The sequence below is a fragment of the Polaribacter vadi genome (assembly GCF_001761365.1).
Taxonomy (GTDB): domain Bacteria; phylum Bacteroidota; class Bacteroidia; order Flavobacteriales; family Flavobacteriaceae; genus Polaribacter; species Polaribacter vadi.
Window position 1 is genome coordinate 639,845 of sequence record NZ_CP017477.1, and the last position, 23,170, is coordinate 663,014.

Sequence of the window (23,170 nt, forward strand, 5' to 3'; positions counted from 1 at the left end):
GAATTTAAACATTGCATGAAAACACTCCAAATAAAAACAGCACAAAATGTAAATATAAAATTTACAGTTGCCAATGTATTTCAAAGGCTTTTAGCTTTTACTGTAGATAATGTGATTAAGTTCGCCTATATTTATTTTGGAATTCAACTTTTTGACTTTAGTTTGTTTGATCCTGCCATTAATGGCGATACTTGGACGATAAGAGCTTTAGATGTCTTGTTTTTTTTACCGGTAACATTTTACTCTTTGTATTCCGAAATTTTAATGGACGGCCAAACATTGGGTAAAAAACTTCTAAAAATTAAAGTGATTAATGAGGATGGTTTTAAACCGTCCATCACAGATTATATTATTCGTTGGTTTTTAAGAATCGTAGATTTTAATTTATTTATGTTGCTCTTTGTGTATGTGGCTTCCTTGGGCTTGTCAGACCAATATACCTTGTTGATGTTGCTATTTATGTGTGGTAAATTAGTCGGTTTTCTATTGATCTTATTTACAGAGAAAAATCAACGTTTTGGAGATATTATTGCTGATACTATTGTTATTTATTTAAAAGATGATGTGCAGTTTTCACAAACCATCTTAGAGAATATCAACGATACTTACAAACCAACCTATCCAAACGTGATTAAACTTTCTGATAACGATGCACGTATTATCAAAGAAACTTTTAAAACGGCTAGCAAGTTAAACGATTATAAAACGCTAATTAAATTACGTTCTAAAATTATAGAAGTTACTGATATTAAATCCGTTCACAAAAGTGATAAAGATTTTATCGATATTGTGTTGAAGGATTATAATTATTATACACAAAATATGTAAAATTACTTCTTTGTCACCCTGAGTGTTTGCCACGAATTCACGAATTATAATGATAGCCCATGTTTTCTATATTCCTATGTGGTCAATAATCACTACTTGTCACCCTGAATTTATTTCAGGGTCTTAAGAATAAGTATTGATTTATGCCAGATAGATTCTGAAATAAATTCAGAATGACACACTCTTGAAATCTATGTTTTCTATATCCTTATGTGGTCAACTAGTTTAACTGATCTTCTTTCGGAATGAAAATAGCAAAACAATAGAAATACAACCAGAAATTAAGAACCCTACAAATAGAGGATAGGCTGTAACCACCACATATTTACCAATATATCCTGCAATAGGAACAGCCATAATAGTAGACACAAATCCGTTAATTGCAGAACCAATCCCAGCAATATGACCAATGGGTTGCATGGCTAATGATCGTAAATTACCAAATAAAAACCCGATGGCAAAAAACTGCAACGCAAAAGAAATGATTAAGATTTCTATAGGCGGATTTACTTTCCCGTAAAAAACAACCACATAAAACAGCGAAACAATTGTAAACATAGAAAGAAAGAAAAACACGAGTTTTTTCATGCCGAATTTCATTACCACAGTTCCGTTTATAAAAGTAGAAAAACCAACAGAGATTGCCATGGCTCCAAATATATAAGGGAATTCTTCTACCAACCCATATTGCTCTTGAAATATTTGTTGCGATGTTCCTAAAAACACCATAAAAGATCCTGTGATAAAACCACTTAAAAGCGTGTATATAACAGCATCTTTGTATTTTAAAAACTCTAAAGTTCCCGTTTTAAAAATAGACAAGCGAAACTTTTTTCGATGGATTTCTTTGAGCGTTTCAGGTTGTCTTTTATAAAACCAAAAGATAACGAAGGCACCAAATACTAACTGACTTATAAAAATGGATTGCCACCCAAAATTATCTAACATAATTTTACCAATGGTTGGGGCAATTACAGGAACGATTATAAAAATAGAAACCACAAAAGACATAATTCTAGCCATATAATCGCCACTATAAGAATCACGCACCATAGCAATACTTAGGGTTCTTGGAGCAGAAAGCCCAATACCTTGGAGTATTCTCCCAAAAATCATCATTTCTAAGCTTGTGGAATACACACAAACAATACTTGCCAACACAAATATTGAAAAACCAACATACACCATGGGTTTTCTACCAAAACTATCGGAAAGTGGCCCAGCCACCAATTGTCCTAATCCTAAACCTAAAAAGATCATGGTAATTAATAACTGACTATCGCTGTTACTAGAAGTGCCAACTGCAATACCAATGATATTTAAAGCGGGTAATAAAGCATCTATAGAAAGCGCGACCAAAGACATTAAACATGCCATGATAAGGATAAACTCGGTTTGAGTTTTTTGTTTTATTTGCATTCGGCAAAAGTACTTTAAATCACTTTAAATATATAATATGTGGAGCGTCGTTTTAAACGTATCTGATCTTTTTTTTATACATAATGAAATATACTGAAACTTAGAAAGTAGCAGGGGTTTAAAAATATGCTATTTTACATAATATAAATTATAGTACAAATATATAATTATGTATTTATTGTAAGTTTTGCGATCTTACTGTTATTTTATGTGTTTTAATAGCTTTAGTTGTTGTTTATTTATAATATTCTATTTTAACTTACCTATGTATTTTTATCAATTACATTTTATATGTGCTATTGTTTTTATAAAGTCTGTTGGATTATTTGGTTTTTTACTTCTTTATATTTTGGAAGTTTATTATTTAAACATATTTTATTTTTTGCTGCATTGTAAAATCCTTTCTTTTTTTTATTGTTTGATATTGTATTTATGAATGGTGTTATTTGATATTTTATTCCTTCTTTTTAAGTTTTTTATTGTCTGAACATATTTGGAAGGTTTTCTTTAAATTTAAAGTTTATTTAATAAGCATTTTTATGGCTCTAAATTGCTGTTTTTTTGATGCTATTTTACTTTTAAATTTGGTGATATTTTAGGTGCACTTACTATGACGTTGCTATGACGCTGCTATGGCGTTGCTATTGGTGTGGTATTGTTCTTCATTTTTTGGTTTAATTTTGTTGGTTTTTTAGGGTATTTTTTAGGGGTTTCTATTTTACATAATATTTGGCGTTTTGTGTTTAAAATTAGTTGTTTTTTTAATTCGTGTTCTAATCAAGAGATTTTTACGTCGTATCCTCCTCGCAATGATCTGTTTATTTTATAATTCTTTTCTTTTTTCCATTGATGACCCTTCGACTACGCTCAGGATTGGTAAATACTGAAACGAGTTCAGCATAGGCTTCGCCTAAAATCTAGACTTATTTTAATTTTTTTGTTTACCACAATAGAGACATAGAAAACATAGAGTTTTTTTTTAGAGCCACTACTCTATTTTAAGTTAGACTCTTTTATTATTCTTTGTTCTTTTCCATTGATGAAAAGAACCAAAAATCTAGACTTATTTTAATTTTCTTGAATTCTACATCATATTCCACTATCGTGTCCAGATTTTTTATTGAGTTCCCCAATCAAGTTGAGGACAAGCTTTGGACACTTAGCCGTTTCATATCTTTTGAATTTCTACGAAAATTAAAAGTATATCGGTTTGAGATTTGGATTTCACGTCGTACTTTCTTGTAATGACTAGAGTCGTCTTTACTGTTGTGTTCTTAGTGTTGTGTGGGGTTGCCGAGTCGTACCTCCTCGCAATGACTAGCGTTATCTTTAATAACAAAACCACTTAAGTACTCGTCATTGCGAGGCTTTTTTTAGCCGTGGCAATCTCTTGGCTGTAAGGCTTTATTCTTTTTGTTCTTACTCTTGCGTATTTAATCTTCTGTTCTTACTGTTGTGTGGGGTTGCTTCACTCTCACTGCGTTACGTTCGCAATGACTAGGGTATTCTTTTTATATTGCATTCTTTGTTTTTTTCCATTAATGACCCTTCGACTGCGCTCAGGATTGATAGATACTGAAACAAGTTCAGCATAGGCTTCGCCTAAAATCTAGACTTATTTTTCGCTATGCGAGTTACCTACGACCAAAATGTCTTTTGGTTTTGGTAGTCTTGAATTCTACAATCTATTCCACTATTTTAAGTTAGACTCTTTTATTATTCTTTGTTCTTTTCCATAGATGAAAAGAACCAAAAATCTAGACTTACTATTATTTTCTTGAATACTACATTATATTCCACTATCGTGTCCAGACCGTTTCACTGCGTTGCACTCTTTGGACACTTAGCCGTTTCATATCTTTTGAATTACTACGAAAATTAAAAGTATGTCGGGGTTTATATTATAACCAGTTTTTTTATTAGTTCTAATTATCAAAGTTAACCGTCATTGCGAGGTACGAAGCAATCTGTTTATTTTATAATTCTTTTCTTTTTTCCATTGATGAAAAAAGAAACAAAAAAATCTAGACTTATTTTAATTTTCTTGAATTCTACAATCTATTACACTAACGTGTCCAGACCGTTTCACTGCGTTGCACTCTTTGGACACTTAGCCGTTTCATATCTTTTGAATTACTACGAAAATTAAAAATATGTCGGGTTAGGATTGTAACTATGATTTTTCTCTTTCCTCTATACTTTATACTATTTATTTTAAATTCTTTTCTTTTTTGGTTTTGGTTGTCTTGAATTCTACAATCTATTACACTAACGTGTCCAGACTTTTTATTGAGTTCCCCAATCAAGTTGAGGACAAGCTTTGGACACTTAGCCGTTTCATATCTTTTGAATTGCTACGAAAATTAAAAGTATGTCGGGTTTAGATTATAACCAGTTTTTTTATTAGTTCTAATTATCAAAGTTAACCGTCATTGCGAGGTACGAAGCAATCTCTTAATTGGTAATCTCTTTTTTCAATGTTCTTTACCATTTATAGTTACCTACAACCAAAATATATTTTGGTTTTGGTAGTCTTGAATTCTACAAAATATTACACAAAACAAAAAAATCAAGGCTCACATATAAATTTGGAAACAATTACGGCTCAATCGTTATATTTTAGAATAAATTGTAACAGATTAAGTTTACTTTGAAAAGGTTTTAATCTCTTGATTATTAATACTATTTTGAAGGAATTAAATAAAAATCTTCAGTTCTTTATCTATTATTAAAACTAAAGCAATAAATAAATTATCTTTTAGTTCTCCTAAATATTTTTTTTTAATTTTTATACTTCTTTGAAGATTGTCTAAATCTAAGGATTGTAGATATAATTGGTTTTCTCCGATTAAGAAATCTACTCCTTCCCTCCCATTTTATTTTTCAGAAAATTTAATTTGAAATTTATTAAACTCTGATTTTATAATTTTAATATTTTGTCATTAATACTTGACATTTAGTTCTACAATTATATATTTTTAAAATATTTTAAAATTGAATTAGGCTGATATTCATAATCATTAAGAATTTTAATGCACTCATTTTTAATATATAACTTATCTGATTCATCAAAATTAGTCAAAATATTATTTGTGTTTTCAATACTAATAATTCTTTTGGACATTATATTTTTTTCAATATAATTTAGTAATAAAAGTATCTTTTTTGTAAAATCTCTTGGTATATTTCCTTTATTAAATTCAAAGGCATCTATTATTAACATTTTTAATAAATGTGAACTAATAGGTATAGAAAATTCTTTTTTCCAATTTTTGAATACTATCAGCAGTTTTTGTTGAGAATTAGTTAAATTAATACTTTTCAAACTAATAATATCTGTTTTTGTATAGCTATCATTTTTAAATATTGAATTATTATTCACGAATAGATAACCAGCAGTTTTATTATTAATTGTTTTACTTAATTTATAAGGTACAACATCAATTTTGTAATCCTCATTATTAATTCTGTATAATAATCCAATAGATTTTCTTTGCTTTCTGACTTCAATTAGATTTTTATCCGAATAACTTTTATCTAAAAATTGATAAAGACTTTCATACATTTCTGATGTAGAACTAAAACTATTTGAAGAAAAAGGTATACTTATATCAATGTCAAAAGAATCTGAAAGAGATGTTCCATCTTCAGTAGAACCAATTTTTAGAGGCGAACCACCTAAACTATATCTAAATTTTTTCTCTATTTCGTTTATAATACGATTAGCTTTTATAGATAGTTTTTTATAAATTGGGTTTTCTTTATCTAATCTAATATTTGAAACAACAGTTGATAATATTGCACTTGTATTTAAACGTTGTTTTTTATCATTATTAGAATCTACAATTCCACCTAAAAAAGCACCTCCTAATCCTCCTAAAATAGCTCCATTACCTGCTGATTTAAATATTTTTGACCAATCAAATACCTGTTCTGGATTTTCTTTGATTGAATTTAATTGCTGAATAGCATTTATTAAAGCATTACTCAATCCAAAAATAACTATTCCGTTTTTACTGTATTTGATAAGTTTCTTATCCATTATTTTTATATTTCTTCATCTATTTCGAAATTTATTGCTTTTGCATATTCAGATAAATCTATTGCTGCAACTGTACCAATACTTTGTTGTAAATATCTTGTGAGCTGAAGAAAAAATGTAACTAATGAATTATTCTTTTTACTAAATTCTATATTTTTTACATTTCTGTTTTCATAAAATTTCGCAATTAAATCATTATGTTCTTTCAAAGATAAATTAACATCTTTTTCGAGGTTAAAAATACTATCATCCTTATTATAATTAACGTAAAAACTTTTGTCTTTTACAGCACATCCAATATCAATAGACTTTAATCCTTTTAGACTTTTTAAGTGTTTTTCGATAGTAGGCTCTTTTATTTCTGTTTCTATAGTTAATATACCTCCTAAAATTTTAGTTAAAGCTCTTGGATTAAAAGGTCTACCTCTGTCAATTATTTTTGTTGATGTTCTTAATAATTTTCTAACGCTTTCAATTTTATCTCCTGCATAAATTATATTACCCTTATCAAGGTCTGGTTTCACTTCGAAAACAGCATAAACTCCCTCTGCTGGAATATAAAAAATACCATTTTGCTTAAAAACAAAAGGTGTGTATGTTTGGTCATAAATTACTAAATCAATCTGATGGCTTAATTGTCCTTTAGAGTCTATGACAATAGCTTTATCAACACAATATCTATTAGGTAAATATGTTCTTAACCATTCAATCCAAGTGTTTTCTAACGAATCTCCTTTAGAACCAGGATGTTCTATAAATTCTCTATTTGTATTTAATTGGGCAATCATTTGTGCTTGCAAACCTCCAAATAACTTTCTTAAATTAATCTTATCACTCATACTTTTTTAATATTTTATCATCGTATATAAATAAATCTTTACCAAAATAAGTTTTATCAACTTCTGCAATCATCAATAATGGATTACCGATATTAATATTTTTATCTTTTGCGATTTCTTTCATTGCGTTTATATCTATAGAACTTGGATTTGTGGGACCATTAGGATGTGAATGCCATTCCCCTAAATATTGAATTTTACCATTTGTTAAATTATGTATTTCATTCAATCTCTCATTTAATGTTCCTGGATGCCTAATAAAAATAGTTTGCCCATTTTTGTATTCATCAGGTATTAAAATATTAGTTATAATAAAATTTTTATTGGACTTAAATCCCACAAAAACACCACCAAATTCTTTTGGGTAATGAAACTTTGTTTCTTTTTCTATGATTTTTAAAACACTTTTTGATATATGTATTGAACTATTCATATATATACAATTATAGTTTTCATACTCTTCAATATCTATGTTTAATAAATTATTAAAATCTGGCTGAATAATAAAGGATTCATTTTTTTTATTTTTTGAAAAATTATTATTAATAACTTTTAAACCTATGTTAAGTAAAGCATTTATATCATTATAATTTGCTTCAAATGTAGGATAACCACATCCAGTACCTTCAAAATAAGTTGGCGGTTCATTTTCTACAAAATCAAAAATAGTCTTTGCTTGTTTTGTTAAATAATTTCCAGTTATAGAAATAAAAGATTTTGCATTATTTGTTATCGCTAAACTAAAAACATTACCAGTAAAATTAAGTTTATCAACTATATAAGTTACTTCTGTATCTGTTGAACAGTCAAAAATAATATCAAGTTTTTTGTTAAAAACATCTCCAAGAATTTTTAAATCAAATTTATTTAATTTATCATACTCAACAGCTACATCAACGAATGGTGAAATTGATTTTAATCTATTTATTAAACCATTAGTTTTAGGAAATATCATATCTTTTAATTGATAATTTGCTCTACAAAGATTTCCACCTTTTGTAGAATCAAAATCCATAAGAATTATATTTTTAGCCCCACCTCTAACCAAAATTTCTGATAAAGAACTTCCAATAGCACCACAACCGATAATTAAGATATTTGAATTAGTAATTTTATCATTTAACTTCCCTCTTCCAAAAAATCTACTATAATCAATATTTTCAGTTGTTCCCCAATTTATTTTATTTTTCTTTAAAATATGTTCAAACCTTATTTTCGGATTTGTTTGTTCATCTTTTGCTAATTTTATTGAATCAATAGGAATATTTTTTTTTGGTATTCTTATTAAATCCCAATGCTCTTCATAGCTTTCATTATTTGGTATTTTGTACCCTATAATAAGAAACAGACTATTTTCGTGATAGAAATTATTATTGAAATCTCTTTTTAAACCTAAATATAGCTTTTCAATAAATTCATCTGATAAATAATCTTTTAGTTCATCCCAATTTTCAATAGCTTTTCTACCTAAATTACTTTTTCTTAAAGGTTCATCTTGTATATAATAATATAATCCTTTTTTAGTACCTCTTGTTTTTAAATCTTTAATAAAAGTATTTGACCAAACATCTTCTTGACCTTTTTCAAAACCAAGTCTAAACATTTTTTTAACAGGAAACTTTTTCTCTCCAATTTTTTCATCAGAAAAGATAGAAAAACGGAAAGTCCCAAAGGAGTTTTTTTTAAAACTATTTTTTGTGTTAGTAAAATATAGCTTGTTAATGCATCCACTTTCTGTATTATGAATTAAATAGGCATAATTATCATCTTCTTTCTTAAAAATATAATAATCTCTAATCCATTGTTTCAAACATTTAATTTCATAAAGTAATTTTCTATCAAAGTCATCATCTTTATCTGGATGAAAGCATACTGAACCATCAGGATTTATATGATTAAGTCCTATATAATTTTTATTTCTAAAAATAATAGATATATTATCCGAATTTGGATGTGTTAAAGGGTAGTTATGAGGAATAGCAAAATCAAAGTTCAATACTTGTTCCAAATAATTTACTTCTAATTTACCTTTAAAATAGTTACCATCTTTTCTTGTTTTTTCAACTAAGACTAAACCTTTATCTTTTTTTAATAGATTATTTATTCTTTTAATAATGTCTTCTTCTTTCAAATTATCCAAATTTACTTGTGCTTAAGATAGAAGCTGTTGAGACACTCTTTGAATCATCATCATCATCATCATCATCATCAAATTCATCATTTAAAGGGAAATATTCTTTTATTTTATCAGAATCATCATCAACATCCTTAATGGTATTCTTCATATCTCGTTTAGTTTGAGTTTTTGCAGTATCACTCATTGAATCAGAAATAATGTTGCTTGAATTTGCAGGGTCTACCAAATTAGTAGTTTCTATATTGTCAATAATATAATTCATAACTAATTTAACTTTTTCCCAAAGTCCAATTGGTATTTCAACAGAATTATCAAATGCTTCTTTGGTATAAAGTTCCATCATAAATGATTTAATAAGTTTACCTCCATTTTGATTTTTTCTCTCTGTTTTCCAAACTTTTAAAAGTTTTGTAACTTTCCTTTCGTGTATTCTATTAGCTCCTTTTAATAAACCTACGTGAGTTTTGATATTTGTTTTTATTCTTGTTTTACTATTTTCCTCTTCTTTTTTAGATTTATTTGATGGATTTATATATAAACTCAAATCAGTATTATTGTCATTATAATCATTGTTGCTTGGTCTTTCTCTTCCGGGAACAACATCCATATCAAACTCTACTCCATCAATGTCGAATTTCAAACCTATTGACACTTTTTGTTTCCTTACATTTTCTTTACTAATATCATCATCATTTTTTGTATATTCATTTTTCAAATATTTATATACATCATCAAACATTTCACTTAAAGTTTCGAAACCCTTTTCATCATTATTATCCTTGGACTTTTTTCTAAAAGGTATACAACAATCAATATCAAACTTTGTGTTAATTGCTGTATTTTTTGCATAAGAACCAGAATCAATAGAATTGGAAGCTTTTTTATCTGAATATTTATTATTTAGTGCTTCTTTAACTTTGTTTTTCTTTGCAATGAACTTACTTAAATGCTCAACTTTATTTATATCGTGAGTATCAATTACTTTTTTTAGATGTTCGTCTTTATTTTTTGCCATAATATTAATTTATTATTGATTTCATATTTATTGAATTATCCAAATTATCTTTTATTGAAGCATTGGCAACTGTTCTCAAATATTCATTATTATTAGTTGCTACATAAGTAACTTTTGCTCCTAATTCCCAACCAGGATAACTCCAGGTGATTGTGTAAATAATATTATTTTGTTTAATAAGATTTATTGTATTTAATTCATTAGTTTTTACCCCATTTAAAAATGAATTTTTATCATTCACTTGATGAAGTAATACGTAAGTTATATTGTCGTTTGTATCTTTCCATACTCCCGAAATAAAATAGTCTGCTGCTTTTGCCATTTTAGTGTTCTTATTTGTATTAAATTTATAAAAATTAAATAATTTGTTATTAAAAACTATTTAACAATACAAATAAATAACAAGATGGCGCAATCCATATGCGCCATTAAAAATAGTTTAAATTATTTTTAATTATTTAGCTTATAATTAGTTTTAGCCTTGTCAAATTCGGCTATAAAAACATCTCTAATACTATTTGGTGAAATTACGGTTGCGTTACTTCCATAACTATAAATTTTTGAAAAAAACTCATATGAAGGTTTTACAATCACTTTTATAATTAATTCTTTTTTATTTTTTTTTATTATTTGTTGTGTTGAGTGAATAGGTAAGGTTTTAAGATAATCTGCCTGTTCTGGACCAAATGAAATAATTACTTCAATTGGCTCTTCATAGGAAACAGTTATACCAAATGAATGTTTAAAATATTCAGCACTATTAAATTCTACTTTAACAAAATCTTCATCCAAAAGCAAAACACTATTAACCCTATCTAGAGCAAACGTAATTAAACTATCATACTTAATATTTATACCTATTAAATACCACATTAGTTTATCCTCTTTTAAAAGAATCGGCTTTACTTTATGTATTTTAGATTCTTTTCCAAATCGTCTATATTCTAATTGTATTACTTTTCTTTTAGAAATTGCTTGAGATAAATCCATAATGAATTCAATACCTGAAATAGGTGGATGTTTTTCTGGCTCAATTAAATTTTCTAATTTAAATAATTCTTTTCTGTCTTCTGAAATATTTGAACCATCAATTACTTTTTTCATAGCTTGTGAAATATCCTTAAAAATAGGATAATCTCTATATTGACTAATTATTTTAGTATAGAACAGTAATGCATCAACTTCTCCATCTTTTAATTCAAGTGTTGAAAATATTTCTTTTGGTATTCCTGAACTGTACCATTTTTTTTCTTTGTTGTCTTTTACTATACCTAGATTTTTACCAAAAATAGTATCATCATCTTTCAAGTCTTTAAGGTCCTGTTGGATAGTTCTGTATTTAACTTCAATACCACTATTTATGCAAGCTTGATGTATTCTTTTCGAAGAATATTTATCTTCTCTGCTTAACATTTTTAGAATGACTAAATATCTCTTTAATGCTTTTTGATTTTTAGCCATATTAATCGATTAATTCTTTAAAATGTTCATAAATCATAACCATAGCTAGCGTATCTAATTCACAATATTTTAATAATGCAGAAGTTAATTCATCTACTTCTGCTTGTCCCATATCTGTATATTGCAGTTTACCATAAGCTGTTAACGCTGCTCCCCCATCAGCAATACCTTCAATATCTGATAATGTATTTTCAATTTCATTTTCACTCCAATCTTGGAATACTGAAGGTAACATTTCATAAGGGTTGGTTACAGTATTATTTTTAATTTGCAACCAAATGTGTTGTTTGGAAAAATTTTTACTTGTAACTTTTATTTGATTGAGTGGTTTTGAATACTTTTCTTTTAAGTATTTACTTGAGTTTAATGATGCTGGTAAAACTGCCTTTATAGAATTAGATCCTTTGGTTTTAGGATTATAATAATAACTTTTTTCAATTCCCCATAAATCCACCATATCTCTTTCTCCTTTCCATTCTATTGCGCTATCTTTTTTTGAATGAGAAATACTTTGAATGAAATTTATTAAATCATCTTTGTCTTTTTCATTTGAGTTTAATAATTGAACATATATAGCATTTAGAATTGTATTTTCATGAAATGAATATCTAAAAATTGTTCCATTATCATTTTCTAAAGCTTTTTGTAATACTCTAATAAAATCAAAATTAGGAAATACACCTGCAATATTATTTATATATTCATTTGCATGTTCAATTGTTCCGTTTTCATAATATATATGATGCGAAAACTGGAAAGCTGTTTGTTCATATGGTTTTAGATTTTTATTAAAAGGTAAAGCAACTGTACTCGTTTCAAAATCAATAAAATGTAAAGGAAAATTCCAACTTTCAATTTCTTTTTTTAAACCTTCAATGTCTGCATAAATATTATTATCACTATCAACCTCTTTCTTAATTTGCAACCATTGTCTATGAGATGTTGTTAGCTTTTCAGGGTTTTCTTTTAATCCTATATTATCTTCTGTAAGTTCTTTTTTAAAAAAGATGCCTTCATTGAAAAGTTTTGTACCTCTCCTAAAATCATAAATATCAAAAGTATTTGGCTCATTAAATTCTTTTTCACTCCATTTATGTTGTTTGCTAAAGCATTCTTTAAAACCAGATTTATAACCTTCTAATTCTTCTACTCTTGAGCATTTGAATTCACATTTCTTACAAGAACTATAACTTGTTGGCCAATTAGCATAATTATCCTTTTCATAAATATTTTGAAATAATAAAATAGATTCTTGAAAAGTTAAATTTGTATGATACTTAAATTTATTTGCTTCAATATCCTTTACAATTTGAGTAATATCTTTTCTACCTAATACTGAATCTCCTGTTTCTTCAATTGATTGAACTTTCTTAATAATACCAGTACGATTATCTCCTTTATTTGTAATTCTAAATAATTGATTTAATCCATTAATACTTGCTTTCTTGGATTTGTCTGCCATCATCATAAATGATTTAATTTTCCAATCAGGAAAACATAATTGCATTACATACTTTTGAAAGGCTACATCAAATAAATATGGTTTCCAACCTGCAACCATTGCTCCTCTTTTACCTACAAAAAGAAAATCATTATCTGGTGTAAATGATTTAGATTTTACTTCAATTAATTCAATATCATTTCCTTTTTTAACGATGATGTCTGTTCTAATGAATAATCCATCTATTAAAAAAGCTGCTTCATAAATAATTATATTTTCTTGTTTTAGTAATTCTTGTGTTTGCTCACATAAAAGTTGATAATCCCAATCATTACCTTCAATTAAAATTCCATTTGGATAATGCATTCTTGCTAATTCTTCAACTTGAAAACCACCTTGCGCTAATGCTTGTAAAAATGAATCTTCATTTTTAGTATTTGGATACTGTTTTTTATTAGTGTAATAGAGTTTGTTTGGGCATTCAAGCCCTAATTTGAATCTTGATTTTGAAAGTACTCTCATATCTTTTTCTTTTTATAATTTACTCAAATTTACATTTAGAGCAATTAGTTAGGTATTACACATAGCAAAATGTAATACTCAAATATACAGAATTTTAGGACGTATATATTTACGGAAATCCTTAATTGATTAAAAATTAGAGAAAATAATCCCATTACATTTTTTTTTAAGAAAGATTTTAGAAAGAAAAAAATAAAGAAGATTAGTTTTTTTTTAGCTTTTTCCAAAGCGAAGTAAACCCGTAATAAAAATGCGGGACAAATAGATAACAATAGTTTTTTTGTGGGGACTTCCACTCTATTAGATAATATGTGAAAATTATAAATTAAAAAAAAAAAAGAGACAACCTTCTCCAAGGTTGCCTCTAACTTTAATTGCAATACTAAAGGGATTCTTACCCCTTTATATTTTAGTGTTATTAAAATTGTTATCCAATAGCACTTATTCTCATTGCATTAGCGCTTGAAAGCTCATAGAATTCTGTATTAATTTGTTGATAAAATAAGATTCCGGTTGCTAATACAACTCCTACTGTATTTGGTAATGCGCTTGTAAAGCCTAAATCTACCGTTAAAGTGGTGTCTGCACCTACTTCGCCTCCGATAGCTATGGCATCACTGTATGAAATTCCATTTACTTCATTTTCTTCTGAATCTGTAGGTTCATATTTTTTTAAACCTGGTACATATTCATAGTTACTTAGAATTGTACTTACAAGTATCATCTTAAAATGTGTTGCACCTTCTGGTGCCCTTAAGAAATTAGAGGTATTAAAATTTGGTATTACCCATGTTGCAATACTTCTATTAGTATCTAAAGTAGGAGCGGTAAATTCTGGATAAAAAACAGTGCTTAACGGAATTTTACTATTGAATTCAAAACCTTCTAAAACAATTTTGTTTGTAAGTATTTCAAATTGACGCTGTCCACGAATACCAGCACCTAGTGTATTTAAACGTTTCATAGTACCTGTTAATCTACCTGTAATGGTACTGTCTTTGAAACTTTTAATGATGGATGAAAAACCTAGTCTCAGTGCTTTTCCTACTGTAGCAGAAGCACCAAATTCTGACATATTTTCTCTAGTTCTTTTATAATTTGGGTCGTTGTTAATTCTGCTTTTGTCTACACCCCCTGTAGTTTTTACGATACTATTGCCACCACTTTCGTAAAATGTTAGTCCTCCTAATGAACCTTGTAATTTAATAAAGCCTTTTTGCTTTGCCATAATAAATGAATTGTGATTGCAATTATTTTATGAGTCGATTTAAAATTTACTTGCAATCTGATTAGATAATTGGTGTGCAACGATTGCAAACCATAATAATCATTGGCCGAATGATATGGGCTAAGTGTATAAGAATCTGAGTGTTGTAATTAAAGTGAGGCAAACATATAATAAAATATTTAAATTTAAAAGGGGGAAAACCCCCTTTTTTTATTTCATCTATTTTTCTTATTTTATAGGGATTGTGATTTTGGTGTTTTGATGTTGTTATTGAAAGCTTGAGTGTTAATGCTTTGATTTTGATCTTTTATGAGGTTCTTCTTTTTTAGGAATGACACGATTGAATGTGATTTATAATCCTGCGATTGTGAGGCACGAATTAATTTTTTTAATGCCTGTTTCAATTAAAAGATTGCCACGTCGTATCCTCCTCGCAATGACAACTGCATTTTTAATTTCGAGGCACTGTGTCATTTGGTGGCAGGGTTTTTCAGCGTGTTTTATTGTGTGTCAGGATGTGTTTATATGGGTAAAGATGTGTGAAGTGTTTCCTTATCAGTAAATTGGTTTTTAGGGGTACCCCATGGTAATTTTTAAAAATACATCGTGTTATGCCAACTTTTAAAAAGGCAACCTTGGTGGATTTCTCTTAAACCCAAAGCAAAGGAATCTTTATAGTTCTTGTTACTTGACCGATAGTTGTGTAAAAAAGGAGATTTGATGGGGTCCCAAATCAACATGAAGAAAAAATGGACAATACAAAACCCTTGTTAGCTAGAAAAAAGAAATTTGTTGACATCTTCTACTTTTATTGCTGGATTCGCACCTTCGCTACCAGCTACTAAAGCTCCAACTGCACAGGCAAAATCAAGTGCTTTTTGTGGCGATTCTTTTTTTAATAGTTTCGTAATTAAAGAGGCTAAAAAAGAATCTCCAGCACCAACAGTATCTACCACCTTTATATGATAGCCTTTATTGTAATAAAACGCATCATGATAATATAAGATGGCTCCATGTTTTCCCTTGGTCACACAGATAGATTTGGTTTGGGTAGTTGCTGCAATAAATTGAATATTTTCTTCTAAGGAAGTAGATTCAAAATTTAAGGCTTTCGCAATTTCAAAGATTTCTTCATCATTAAACTTGATAAAGTTTGCTTGATTCATTAAATAACTCAGAATTTCAATGGTATAATAAGGAGGCCTAAGGTTGACATCAAAAATTTTATAATTGGCTATTTTTAAGAGTTCATAGAGCGTATTTCTTGATACCTCGTTTCTAGCCACTAAACTTCCAAAAACAAAAGCATCTGCCTCTTTTGTGATGTTTTTGGCTTTTTCTGTAAGTTGAATTTGATCCCAAGCTCTAGGAAACTTAATCTCATAAGATGCAGAACCTTTTGAATTTAAGCTTACTTTTACGTTGCCTGTTTTCAGTTGTTCATCAACTTGTAAGCCTTCACAATTAAGGTTGTTTTTTTGAATAAAATCAACAATCTTTTTTCCTTTTTTATCGGCACCCACACTGCTAATAATAGCAATAGCATTGCCAAAAGATTGTAATCTTACAGCAACGTTTAAAGGAGCCCCTCCTATTTTTTTGTGCGTGGGAAATACGTCCATAAGTACTTCGCCAAAACATGTAATTTGTGCCATCTAAATTTTATTTAATACTCTATTGGGGGTTACAAGATAACCAAAACCAACATCAACAAAATTATAACTTTGCGTTTTATCATAACTCCAATAGTGCAACTCATCTCCTCTTTCTTCTACACCTGTATAATTATTGTGGGAAACTGCTTCCATAAAAAAGGTGTCTGAAAAACGATATTTGCTATAGAGAGAAAACTCTTGATAATGTGCTGCTATGGTTTCACCTGTATTTTTATGGGTAACATCTGTAGAGGCTCCAAAACTAGTTCCTCCCCAAACTCCTAAAGTTAATTTTGCATCGCTAGAATTAAACTCTAAACTTGTGGCAATCATGGGGCCAGGAGTTACTACAAACCCATGCCATAAATGCATGTTTTTAAGATGTACTCCTACTGAAAACGCGTTGTAATCCTCTTGTTGTTCAATCGTTTCTTGAGCAGACATTGTATGCGCTGTAAAGAACAACAACATACACACTCGTACTATGTGATTATTTCTTGTGGAGGCTACTGCTGTTAAGGATACCTGTTCAATGGGTAGTGCCATTCTTTTTTAATTTACGATGAAATCACTTTCAGTTATAAACTTCATAATGACGTTAGATATGCAAATGTATATAAAATTATTTGACATATTCTAATAAAAATTAAAAAATATACGCTAATTTAGCTGTAAAGTATGCTATATTGACTTTTCAGAAGCTGTATTCTATGCGTTCAACTGTAAAAAACAGGACGTTTTATCATCTTTAAAATCGATATATACAGTAATAAGCATAAAATAGTGGTATATGAACGTCTAAAAAACGCTTATTGGTTATTCGCAATAAATTGATTAAATTTACACCTTACAATATCTTATGAAAATAAAAAAGATTCCAAATTTATCGGTAGACTGTGTCATTTTTGGGTATGATACAAACACAAAATCATTGAATGTTTTATTGATAAAACGATATTTAAAAGCAACCACTAGCGATGAAGTGTTGGTAGACGATTATGTGTTAACAGGGTATCATATCTATGAAAATGAAACGTTGGATGAAGCTGCTTCTAGAGTTTTAAAAGAATTAACGGGACTCACTAATTTGTATAAGAAACAATTCAAAGCCTTTGGAGATCCTAATAGATTAATGAACGAAAAAGATGTGTTGTGGAGTAAGCATGAAAATTTTAATTTTAGAACCATTACCATTGCGTATTACTTTTTATTAAAAACAGAAGACATTGATGTGATTCATAATAAACATGAAGCTAAATGGTTTCCCTATACAGACTTACCAAGTGTAGGTTTTGATCATAAAAAAATTATACAAGAAGCTTATGAAGACTTAAAAACGAAATGTTTACATGAGCCTATCATTTTTGAGCTTCTACCTGAAAAATTCACCATTAATGAAGTACAAGAGGTTTATGAGTCTATTCTCGGAGTTACCATAGATAACCGTAATTTTAGAAGAAAACTTATCAATAAAAAATATATGATTCCTTTAGATGAAAAGCAAATTGGCGTTTCTAAAAGACCTGCACAGCTCTATATGTTCAGTAAAAATATTTATGACAAAATGGTCAACACTAATTTTTTAATCAATATTTAATGGAGCTAAAATCGTTTATTTTTGATATGGATGGGGTCATCATAGACTCAGAACCTTTTTGGAGACAAGCACAAATATCCATTTTATCGAAGTACAAGGTTACGATTTCAATTGAAGATTGTATTCAATATACCATGGGCAAAAGAATTGACGATGTTGCTTTTACCTGGTGTCAATTGCATTCCTTACAACTAGATCCAAAAGTATTGGAGCAAGAAATTATAAACGCAGTTACTACATTAATTGCTGAAAAAGGAGAAGCAAAACCAGGCTTGTACGAATTACTAGATTTTTTAAAAGAAAATAAGTACCAAATTGCTTTGGCAACCTCCTCTAGCCTACCCATTATAAATGCCGTTTTTAAAAGGTTATCAATCGCACAATATTTTGAGGTTGTTTGTAGTGCAGATGAGGAAGTTTATGGCAAACCACACCCTGCAGTTTATTTAAAGGCTGCCAAAAAATTAAAGGTTTCACCCAGTAATTGTATCGTTTTAGAAGACAGTGTTACTGGTTTAATTGCTGCCAAAGCTGCTGCTATGAAAACCGTTGTAATTCCCGAAGATCCATCAGACCCAAGGTTTCGTTTAGCGGATGCTATTTTTACATCGATGTTTGAGGTTATTGAATTTTTACAATAAAACAACCTGTTGCAAGGTACAATGTACAAAGCACGCTCAGCCAAAGCAAGCTGTAAATTCATCCTTCTACACCTTTTTTCTTACATTACTTTTTTTACAGCACATAGAGTTGCCCATAGTATTTTTACAACAAATACCTCCACACAAGAATTTGTACTACTCCAGACCCAAGGCACATAACCAAAACTGTTCTAGCCAACTAAAAACTCAGAGGATGAAATGTAACTTTTACGTTTGCAGCAGCTATAAAATCATTAATTTTACACAATGAAATGTTCTTGATGAAGAAGTATTTAAATAGATTGTTTAATCTTACAACAAACCCATAAATAACAACGCTGTACGCAATCAAACAAAACGAATGAATAACGAACAAACGGCCATACGAATCACGTATTTCAGCATCATCGGAAATACAATTTTAGCCTTGATAAAAGGACTTGCGGGATTTTTTGGGAATTCGTACGCGTTAATTGCAGATGCCATTGAATCTACAACGGATATTTTTGCTTCTTTACTAGTTTTATTGGGTTTTAAATATGCAAAACGACCAGCAGACGAAAACCATCCCTATGGACATGGAAAAATTGAACCCTTAATTACCTTTGGTGTCGTTGCTTTTTTGGTGGTTTCTGCAACCATCATTGCCTCCGAAAGTATTCAAAATATTCAAACACCTCATAAAATTCCGAAACCGTGGACGTTACTTGTTTTAGGGGGAATCATCATTTGGAAAGAAATCTCTTATCAAATCGTTATTAGAAAAAGCAAACAAACCCATAGTTCTTCACTCAAAGCAGATGCTTGGCATCATAGAAGTGATGCCATTACTTCGGTCATGGCATTTATCGGAATTTCCATAGCCATCCTATTCGGAAAAGGGTATGAAACTGCCGATGATTGGGCAGCATTATTGGCTTCCGCATTTATTTTATACAACAGTTATTTAATCGTAAGACCTGCGTTAGGAGAAGTAATGGACGAGCAGGTGTATGACGACCTTATCCTTGAAATTAGAAAAAAATCAATAGAAGTGAAAGGTGTTTTGGATACTGAAAAGTGTTTTATTCGAAAATCAGGAATGAAATTTCACGTGGATTTACACGTCATTGTAAACGGTGATATCTCCGTAAAATCAGGACACGATATTGCCCATACCTTAAAGGACTATTTACGAGAAGAAATCCCGAATTTAGGACACGTACTCATTCATATTGAACCGAATGCATAAAAATAATAACGCGTTATTGCAAGTCGTTTTTTAGCTGTGGCAATCTGTTAGTGCATCTTTCTGCACTTCCTTTTTTGCGTACCTTTTTTTCACCACATAGGGACATAGAACACATAGAATTGCACATAGCTTTTTTTAAAACACGTCATTGCGAGGCTTTTTCAGCCGTGGCAATCTGTTAGTTCATCTTTCTATACTTTATGTGTTTAACAGTATGTTCTTACTGTTATTTGCTTACTCATACGTGGGTTTGCCGCGTCGTACCTCCTCGCAACAGGCTTATACCTCCTCGTAATGACTCATGCTAACAAAAACTATCTAAATACCCATCATTCCAATTCTATTTTAAAATTCAGGAATTAAGTTCTCCCAATTTGGATTGACACCTTCTATCAAGGCTATTTTTTTTGCTCTTTTACCTGCTTTTAATTCTTTTTCTTTGGCAATGGCATCTCCAATCATTTGAAAAGCTTTATAGTATACTAACTTGTCTAGATTGTATTTTGCAGTAAACGATTTTTCATTGGCTTTACTACGATGCTGTTTTAATCTTTGTGCTAGATTCGATGTGACTCCAACATATAAGGTCGTATTGTTTTTATTGGTTAAGATGTATACATAGCCTGGTTTCATTAATTTTTTTTGTACAAGATAGTAATACTATTTAAATCTCGTCATTGCGAGGCTTTTTCAGCCGTGGCAATCTGTTAGTTGTAAAGTTCCAAGCTTTGTGTATAAAGCAGTGCGTTCTTACTGTACTGTGCTAACTCATACGTGGGTTTGCCGCGTCGTACCTCCTCGCAATGACTTGTATTTATTAAACTATCTAAACACTCATCATTCCAAACCTATTTAAACATCGTCATTAAGTAGCATTTTCAGCTATGACAATCTGTTAGTTTATCTTTCTACACCTCTTTTTGCGCTACTTATTTTCACCACATAAGTACATAGAGCACATAGAGTTGTACATAGCGTTTTTTTACAACGCGTCATTGCGAGGCTTTTTCAGCCGTGGCAATCTGTTGGTTGTGAAGTTCAAAGCAGCAGCATGTTCTTACTTTTGTTTGAATACTCATACGTGGGTTTGCCGCGTCGTACCTCCTCGCAATGACTTGTATTCATTAAAATATCTAAATACTCATCATTCTATGACTATTCCACAACAAATCCATTTCGAGGCATTTTTCAGCCATAGCAATCTATCAGTCTCAAAGCGTCACTGCAAGGCGTTTTCAATCGTGGCAATCTGTTGGTTAATATATCCTATACTTCTTTCTGGGCAATACCAATCTCATTATTTTTATAATATACTTAATTATTTTAAAATAGGCACTCAATGACCACATTAGCACCTAGGATTTATAGGAAGTAAAAGATTTTATTCGTCCTTAAACTTCTTGGTGCTTGTAACATTATAAGTAATTCCAAAATAAATACCTCTTCTTATTCTATCGAATGTTGGTATTTCGGTAACTGATGAATTTACATATAAACCTAAATTAATTAGCACCTAGGATTTATAGGAAGTAAAAGATTTTATTCGTCCTTAAACTTCTTGGTGCTTGTAACATTATAAGTAATTCCAAAATAAATACCTCTTCTTATTCTATCGAATGTTGGTATTTCGGTAACTGATGAATTTACATATAAACCTAAATTATCTTCTTTCACTGCGTTTGATAGTTCCTTTATTTTAGTAAAACTCGTACCAATGTTAAAGCCTATCTGATTTTGTCTACCAAAAATAGCACTAACTCCTATTAAATATCTTGTTTTACCGTCAAAAGGTGATATAGATGCACCTAGATTAAAACCAGCTTTAAACGAACTTGTATAACGCCAAGAAATGTGTCCTAAAGCACCAATAGAAATATCCCCTTTTTTAGGATTCTCTTTAAGAACATTATTAATTAATGTATCTCTTTTTTCTAAATAATAACCTTGATCGACTTTATTAGAATGAAAAAAACCAGAAGAAAAATCGAATGTAACATTCTGTTTTGTATAAAAATTAATCTTTTGTGTTTTTATAGTATCATTTGTTCTTTTATTTATTAGAACTACTTCAGCTTGTAATCCTGCGTTTTTTGCTTTAAAAGATTCAAGTGTTATTATACTTTTTGCTGTCTTAGAAACATAGAGAAACTTAATATCTTTTATATACTCAGTTACAGAAAGCTTTGTTTCAATTTCTTTAAGATATGCATAAAGCATCGTTATTTTAATAGATGGTGTGTCTATTTTTTCTAAACGTAATTTAAATAAAACTTCTGTTGCTTTTATAAAATATACTGCTCTAGAAACTTCTATTATCAAATCATTTTTATTACTTACTCTGAAATTTTGTAATATATCCTGTTCTACAATTAGTGCTTTTGCAGTATCAGGATTAACCAATGTTCTTGTGTATAAATTATTAATTTTGTTTGTTAATGTATCTAATAAAGCAGATTTTTCTTTTGCAAGACTATATAAATTCTCTAAAATATCAGTTTGAACATGCTCTTGTAACTTTTTAAATTCTAATTCACTTAACTTATTTTCTATACCTTTGTTTTCTTTAATAGAATCTTTTTTATTGATATACAAAATAGCTTCTTCGTCTAATAATTCTAATGCTTCTATTTCTGAAATTGCTTCCATAAACATACTTTTATTATCCTTATCAAAACTTATTTGGTCAGAACTACTTATGTTTAAAATTGGTTTTAGTACTTCTGGTATATCAGAAGCAATATCAAAATATCTTAATTTAACTGTTGCTTTTACAATGGCTGAATTCACATTATCTAATACAATGTTATATTCTCTTTTACTAACTATTTCCGTTCTATCAGCTGAAATATCATTTTTATCTGAATCATAAGTTAAAAGAATGTCATGTTGGGCTTGTATTGTAAAAACAAATAAGAAAAATAATAAAGTAGCAAGTTTTTTCATAATGAGTTGTTTTAATTGTTGTTTGGTTTAGACCTTAAAATTAAAACAAATAACAACCCAACACCCTACCTATAAATAGGTATTTCATATATAATCAACACTTTATAGTGTTTCCAAACACAAGAAATCCATGGATATGGCTAAGGAGAGAGGATGAAAACCAATACCAAC

At 29.3% G+C, this 23,170-nt stretch carries 18 protein-coding genes; 4 read left to right on the top strand and 14 right to left on the bottom strand.

Annotated features, from left to right (window positions below):
* Positions 1-15: 15 nt before the first annotated feature.
* Entirely contained in the window at positions 16-828 is an 813-nt protein-coding gene (locus LPB03_RS02915; protein WP_065317963.1) for an RDD family protein, read from the top strand.
* A gap of 225 nt (positions 829-1,053) precedes the next feature.
* Here LPB03_RS02915 and LPB03_RS02920 read toward each other — a convergent pair whose 3' ends face one another.
* The 11 genes from LPB03_RS02920 to LPB03_RS02970 all read right to left on the bottom strand — a co-directional run bounded on the left by LPB03_RS02920 (position 1,054) and on the right by LPB03_RS02970 (position 17,133).
* Entirely contained in the window at positions 1,054-2,247 is a 1,194-nt protein-coding gene (locus tag LPB03_RS02920) for a multidrug effflux MFS transporter (protein WP_065317962.1), read from the bottom strand.
* Positions 2,248-5,215: 2,968 nt separating this feature from the next.
* Positions 5,216-6,289, bottom strand: a complete 1,074-nt coding sequence (locus LPB03_RS02925; protein WP_065319359.1) for a hypothetical protein — start codon at positions 6,287-6,289, stop codon at positions 5,216-5,218.
* 5 nt (positions 6,290-6,294) lie between these two features.
* Complete coding sequence (locus tag LPB03_RS02930; RefSeq protein WP_065319358.1) at positions 6,295-7,128, bottom strand: DUF6602 domain-containing protein; 834 nt, start codon at positions 7,126-7,128, stop codon at positions 6,295-6,297.
* Complete coding sequence (locus LPB03_RS02935) at positions 7,121-9,259, bottom strand: ThiF family adenylyltransferase (RefSeq protein ID WP_139058957.1); 2,139 nt, start codon at positions 9,257-9,259, stop codon at positions 7,121-7,123. The genes LPB03_RS02930 and LPB03_RS02935 overlap by 8 nt, the downstream gene beginning before the upstream one ends.
* Position 9,260: 1 nt before the next feature.
* The gene (locus LPB03_RS02940) at positions 9,261-10,280 is read right to left on the bottom strand and encodes a nucleotidyltransferase family protein (RefSeq protein WP_065319356.1); all 1,020 of its coding nucleotides are present in this window, start codon (positions 10,278-10,280) and stop codon (positions 9,261-9,263) included.
* A gap of 4 nt (positions 10,281-10,284) precedes the next feature.
* A complete protein-coding gene (locus tag LPB03_RS02945) occupies positions 10,285-10,602 on the bottom strand; it encodes a DUF3892 domain-containing protein (protein ID WP_065319355.1) in 318 nt (105 codons plus the stop codon).
* Positions 10,603-10,730: 128 nt separating this feature from the next.
* Positions 10,731-11,741, bottom strand: coding sequence for a helix-turn-helix transcriptional regulator (locus LPB03_RS02950; RefSeq protein ID WP_065319354.1), 1,011 nt, complete (start codon positions 11,739-11,741; stop codon positions 10,731-10,733).
* A gap of 1 nt (position 11,742) precedes the next feature.
* Positions 11,743-13,704: a DUF2779 domain-containing protein gene (locus LPB03_RS02955; protein ID WP_065319353.1), complete on the bottom strand. Its 1,962-nt coding sequence runs from the start codon at positions 13,702-13,704 to the stop codon at positions 11,743-11,745.
* Positions 13,705-14,131: 427 nt separating this feature from the next.
* Positions 14,132-14,932 carry a hypothetical protein gene (locus LPB03_RS02960; RefSeq protein ID WP_065319352.1) on the bottom strand — a complete coding sequence of 267 codons (801 nt, stop codon included), beginning with the start codon at positions 14,930-14,932 and terminating at the stop codon, positions 14,132-14,134.
* Between the two features lie 770 nt (positions 14,933-15,702).
* Positions 15,703-16,587 carry a carbohydrate kinase family protein gene (locus LPB03_RS02965; protein ID WP_065319351.1) on the bottom strand — a complete coding sequence of 295 codons (885 nt, stop codon included), beginning with the start codon at positions 16,585-16,587 and terminating at the stop codon, positions 15,703-15,705.
* Positions 16,588-17,133, bottom strand: a complete 546-nt coding sequence (locus LPB03_RS02970) for a hypothetical protein (protein WP_197497427.1) — start codon at positions 17,131-17,133, stop codon at positions 16,588-16,590.
* A 313-nt stretch (positions 17,134-17,446) separates the two neighbouring features.
* On the opposite strand from LPB03_RS02970, the gene LPB03_RS02975 reads away from it, so the two are divergent.
* The 3 genes from LPB03_RS02975 to LPB03_RS02985 all read left to right on the top strand — a co-directional run bounded on the left by LPB03_RS02975 (position 17,447) and on the right by LPB03_RS02985 (position 20,056).
* The gene (locus LPB03_RS02975) at positions 17,447-18,184 is read left to right on the top strand and encodes an NUDIX hydrolase (protein ID WP_065319350.1); all 738 of its coding nucleotides are present in this window, start codon (positions 17,447-17,449) and stop codon (positions 18,182-18,184) included.
* The gene (gene hxpB, locus LPB03_RS02980) at positions 18,184-18,825 is read left to right on the top strand and encodes a hexitol phosphatase HxpB (protein ID WP_065319349.1); all 642 of its coding nucleotides are present in this window, start codon (positions 18,184-18,186) and stop codon (positions 18,823-18,825) included. Before LPB03_RS02975 ends, hxpB begins: the two co-directional genes overlap by 1 nt.
* Positions 18,826-19,186: 361 nt before the next feature.
* Positions 19,187-20,056 carry a cation diffusion facilitator family transporter gene (locus tag LPB03_RS02985; RefSeq protein ID WP_065319348.1) on the top strand — a complete coding sequence of 290 codons (870 nt, stop codon included), beginning with the start codon at positions 19,187-19,189 and terminating at the stop codon, positions 20,054-20,056.
* Between the two features lie 345 nt (positions 20,057-20,401).
* Here LPB03_RS02985 and LPB03_RS02990 read toward each other — a convergent pair whose 3' ends face one another.
* The 3 genes from LPB03_RS02990 to LPB03_RS02995 all read right to left on the bottom strand — a co-directional run bounded on the left by LPB03_RS02990 (position 20,402) and on the right by LPB03_RS02995 (position 22,999).
* Positions 20,402-20,689, bottom strand: coding sequence for a GIY-YIG nuclease family protein (locus LPB03_RS02990; RefSeq protein WP_065319347.1), 288 nt, complete (start codon positions 20,687-20,689; stop codon positions 20,402-20,404).
* A gap of 748 nt (positions 20,690-21,437) precedes the next feature.
* Positions 21,438-21,569 carry a hypothetical protein gene (locus LPB03_RS16875; RefSeq protein ID WP_262502071.1) on the bottom strand — a complete coding sequence of 44 codons (132 nt, stop codon included), beginning with the start codon at positions 21,567-21,569 and terminating at the stop codon, positions 21,438-21,440.
* A 26-nt stretch (positions 21,570-21,595) separates the two neighbouring features.
* Positions 21,596-22,999 carry a hypothetical protein gene (locus tag LPB03_RS02995; protein WP_065319346.1) on the bottom strand — a complete coding sequence of 468 codons (1,404 nt, stop codon included), beginning with the start codon at positions 22,997-22,999 and terminating at the stop codon, positions 21,596-21,598.
* Positions 23,000-23,170 lie beyond the last annotated feature (171 nt).